Origin of the sequence: Rhodococcus sp. ENV425, from assembly GCF_002887785.1 — a bacterium.
GTDB lineage: Bacteria > Actinomycetota > Actinomycetes > Mycobacteriales > Mycobacteriaceae > Rhodococcus > Rhodococcus aetherivorans.
In genome coordinates, this window is the sequence record NZ_PCZU01000104.1 from 1 (window position 1) to 4,420 (window position 4,420).

Here is a 4,420-nt window from a genome sequence, read left to right on the forward strand (position 1 = left end):
TGCGGCGATCTTCGGCAGCGGCTGCGTCATCGGATCGTCCGTGGCGACGCCGGCGACGGTGGGCAGGCGGTGCGACCCGGTGGCCGCGACGGTCGCCGGACCGAACATGCCGACCGTGATCAGCTCCGGCACATCCTGCGGCATGAGCTCGTTGTCGAGGATCGGCTCCGCGAGCCCGATCCTGGCCTGGATCCGCTTCATCCACGCCGGTGCCCACCAGCAGTCGTCGCCGAGCAGTTTCATCGTCGCCGGCACGAGCAGCATGCGGATCACCGTGGCGTCGATGATCAGGGCCGCGATCATGCCGTAGGCGATGTACTTCATCATCACCAGTTCGGAGAAGCCGAAGGCGCCGGTGACGACGATCAGGATCAGCGCCGCGGCCGTGATGATGCGGCCGGTGTGCGCCGTGCCGATCCGGATGGATTCGGTGGTGCTCGCCCCCTGCGAGCGGGCCTCGACCATGCGGGAGAGCAGGAAGACCTCGTAGTCGGTGGACAGGCCGTAGATGATCGCGATGATCAGCACGAGCACCGGCGACATGATGGGACCGGGCGTGAAGTTCAGCGGCCCGGCCCCGTGACCGTCGATGAAGATCCACGTCAGGATGCCGAGGGTGGCGCCGAGGCCCAGCGCACTCATCAGCGCCGCCTTGATCGGCAGCACCAGCGACCCGAACGCCAGGAACATCAGCAGGGTCGTGAGCACGACGACCACCGTCACCATCAGCGGCAGCGTGTTCATCAGCGCGGCGATCGAATCCTGTTCGATCGCCGGTGTGCCGCCGACGAGCACCTCCACGCCGTCGGGCCACTGCCCCGCATGCAGGTAGTCGATGGTCTCGGCGGAGTTGTTGCGGTCCTCGAGCCCGGCCTTGACGACGCGGACGCCGTCCCGGGCGGGACCCTCGATGGTGAACTTCTCCACCAGGCCGGGGGCCGCGCTGGCCGTCTGGATGATCTCGTTGAGGTCGCCGCCCTCGGCGCCGCGGACGACGATGCGCACCGGCTCCGCGCGCTGGCCGGGGAACAGTTCGTCGAACTGTTCCTGGGCGAGCCGCGTCGGATGGTCGGGCGGCAGGTAGGTCTCGTTGATGCCGCCGAACTTGATGCCGGTCAGCGGCACGATGAGCAGCAGCAGGCCGATCACCGTGGGGATGGTGACCTTGAGCGGGTTGCGCATCACCCACCGGGTGATCCGTCCCCAGATGCTGTTCTCGACCTGCTCGTTGGACTGGATCTGCCCGAACCGGGACCAGCCCCACTTGTCGATGTTCCGGCCGAGGATGGCGAGCATGGCGGGCAGCAGCGTGATCGAGGTGATCGCCGCCAGCGTCACCGTCGCGATCGCGCCGTACGCGACGGACTTGAGGAAGCCCTGCGGGAACAGCAGCAGGCCGCCGAGGCTGGTGACGACCATCGTGGCGGAGAACACCACGGTGCGCCCGGCCGTCATCACCGTGCGGCGCACGGCGGCGGACGCGGCGTAGCCCTCGGCGAGTTCCTCGCGGAACCGGGACACCATGAACAGGCCGTAGTCGATCGCCAGACCCAGGCCGATCAGCGAGACCACGGGCGCGACGAACGAGTTGACCTCGGTGAAGTTCGTGATGAGCCGCACGATGCCGTTCGCGGCGACGACCGTCAGGCCGCCGGTGATCAGCGGCATCGCGGCCGCGATCACGCCGCCGAAGACGAAGAACAGCAGGATTCCGACCGCCGGGATGGCGAGGAGCTCCATGCGCTTGATGTCCTGCGCCATCGTGTCGTTGAGGGCGCCGGAGATCGGTTGCAGGCCGGCGAGCTGCACGTCGACCCCGTCGATGAGGAACTCGTCCTTCACGTCGCGGAAGTTGTTGGTCAGCTCGGTGTCGTTGTCGCCCGCGATGGCGACCGACGCCACGGCGTGCTGCCGCGACTGGTCCGCCAGCGCCGGCACCGCCGGGGCACCGTTCGTCGGCCAGTACGCACCGTTGATCTTCAGGATCTGATCCGGATGGTCCGCGACCAGCGAGTTGAGACTGTCCTTGACCTTCGCCGCGAACTCCGGATCGTCGACCGTCCTGCCCTCCGGCGCCGTGTACAACGCCAGGACGTCGCCGTTCGTGTCGCGGCCGAAGGTGCCGTCGGCCAGCTTCGCCGCAGCGACGGACTCCGAGCCGGGATCGTCCCAGCCGCTCTGACTGAGATGATCGTTCAGGCTCGCGCCGTACCCGGCGAGCCCGAGCAGACCGGCCACCATCACCGCGATGACGGTGAAGCGCGCACGGTGGACGAGCTCTCCCCAGCGGTCGAACACGAAACTCTCCTATTCGGCCACGCTCTTGCGGCCCACGAGCAGGGCGGACAGCGGTCGGAACGGCTGCAACCAGGCGCCCTCGTCGGGCAGCGAGTCCAGGCTCACGCGTGGCAGCGGCTCACGGAACACCCCCGGGATGTCCTCGAGGTCGACGAAGTCGAGCACCTCGGACGTGACCGCCCAGCTGGCGTGCTCGCGGAAACCGAGGACCTGCACCGCCACGCCGGTCGCGGCGATCTCCTCGAGCGGTTCCCGGAACGCCTGCCCGTCGGCGGAGGCGACCATCACCCCCGCCAGACCCTCACTGCGTCGCAGCGCGATGTGCCGCAACATGTCGGAGTCTACGTCGCTGTCCTCGTCGATCTTCGGCTTGGCGAACACCGCGAAGCCGACGTTGCGCAACGCCTCGACCCACGGGCGCACGACGTCGGCGCTGCCCGGCGCGATGTTCGTGAACACCGTCGCCTCGGGGTCGAGGGTGGCCGTCGTGGTGCGCGAGAGCTCGGACGTGCGGCCGAGCAGCCACCGTCCGAGCGCGTCGAACCGCGGCCGGTAGGCGGCGGTGGGCCGGCCGCCCAGGATGGCACCGAGACCCATGTCCAGGTTCGGCGCGTCCCACACGAGCAGCACCCGCTCGTGCCGCTCGGTGCCGTCCGTCGTGGGGGCCGCGGACACGTCGGACAGTTCTTCGTGGACGCTCATGCCCTGATCTTCCCCCAGACCAGCTCCGTGATGCTGCTGCCCACCCGCTGCGCCTTGTCCTCGAACTTCGTGACGGGGCGCTCGTGGCTGATGGGGGACTCCCAGTCGAGCGTCGTCAGCAACGGCTCGGCGTTGCCCGCCTCGGCGATGGCCTCGGCGTACTCGGCGTGGTCCGTCGCGACGTGCAGCACGCCGCCCGGCTGCAGCCGGCTCGCGATCAGGGCGAACGTCGGCGGCTGCAGCAGGCGGCGCTTGTGGTGGCGGGCCTTGGGCCACGGGTCCGGGAAGAACACCCGCACCCCGGTCAGCGACTCGGGGGCCACCATGTGCTCGAGTACCTCGACCGCGTCGCCGCGCAGGATCCGCAGGTTCCGGATCGGCGTGTCGGTGTCGTAGGTCCGTTCGATCTGCTGCAGCGTCTGCGCGATGCCGGGCTTGTAGACCTCGACGGCGATGAGGTTCACGTGCGGTTCGGTCCGGGCCATCGTCACCGCGGCCGTTCCGGTGCCGGAGCCGATCTCCAGGACGACCGGCGCCGAGCGGCCGAACCAGGCGTCGACGTCGAGCCGGTCGTCGCCGACGTCGCGGCCCAGCTCGGGCCAGCAGCGGTCCCACGACTCCTGCTGCGGGAGCGTCAGCGCGCCCCGCCGCGAGCGGAAACTCGTCACCCGCGGGTACAGACGGTTTCCTCGGGTCGGGCGCTGCTCCAGCGTCTCGGTCGTGTCCAGATCGGCGTCGTTCACCCGACCATTGTCGCGTATCGGGAGGGTGTGTGGCAGGAGGGACTGAAGTGACCACAGTGTTTTCTCAGGGTGCCGGGTTTTCTCAGGGTGCCCCCGGGCCGCTGCCGTCGACGGCAGCCTCTGCCAGAATCGGCGGCGACACACGGGGGTGGTCATGGTGGGGGATGCAGGGACCGCGCACGCTCGGTGGCGGCAGATCGTCGAGGACATCGGCCGGTTCGACGCCCGGGCCGGCCGACAGGTGCAGCGCGCCCTCGACCGGCACGACGCCCCGCTGCGGGTGCAGATCGCGGGTCGCGGCGGCGCCGTCCGTCCCGCGCTCCGCGCAGCCGTCGAGGCGGCGGTCGCGGCGTCGGCACTGGTCGACACCGTGGAGCTCGACTCGCCGGACCGGCCCGAACCGGTCCTCGACGCGGATGTCGTCCTCCTCGTGCTCGCGGCGCGGGTCCACCCCGCCGATCTGGCGGCACTCGTCCGCTCCGCCGATCCGGCGGCGCTCGTCACACGCGACGACGAACGCCTCGTCGTCGTGCTCGATCGGACCGAAAGACTCGAGGATGCCGGGGCCGCGTTCGCCCGCGCGGCCGCGCACGTGCGACGGCCGGTCCTCACGCCCGGCTCCGGGCCGGCGGCGGTCGTCGAACGACTCGGTTCCGCGCGCCGCCGTCGCGACGCCG

The 4,420-nt window shown here is 70.1% G+C and carries 4 protein-coding genes; 1 reads left to right on the forward strand and 3 read right to left on the reverse strand.

What is annotated here, in order from left to right:
- The 3 genes from CQZ88_RS08535 to trmB all read right to left on the reverse strand — a co-directional run.
- Positions 1–2,298: MMPL family transporter (locus CQZ88_RS08535; RefSeq protein ID WP_258008511.1), on the reverse strand; the 2,298-nt coding region annotated here is incomplete at its 3' end.
- Between the two features lie 9 nt (positions 2,299–2,307).
- Positions 2,308–3,000, reverse strand: a complete 693-nt coding sequence (locus tag CQZ88_RS08540) for an NYN domain-containing protein (protein ID WP_006940232.1) — start codon at positions 2,998–3,000, stop codon at positions 2,308–2,310.
- The gene (gene trmB, locus CQZ88_RS08545) at positions 2,997–3,743 is read right to left on the reverse strand and encodes a tRNA (guanosine(46)-N7)-methyltransferase TrmB (RefSeq protein WP_029546125.1); all 747 of its coding nucleotides are present in this window, start codon (positions 3,741–3,743) and stop codon (positions 2,997–2,999) included. Before trmB ends, CQZ88_RS08540 begins: the two co-directional genes overlap by 4 nt.
- A gap of 154 nt (positions 3,744–3,897) precedes the next feature.
- On the opposite strand from trmB, the gene CQZ88_RS08550 reads away from it, so the two are divergent.
- A partial coding sequence (locus CQZ88_RS08550; protein WP_102799598.1) for a hypothetical protein occupies positions 3,898–4,420 on the forward strand: 523 nt, incomplete at its 3' end.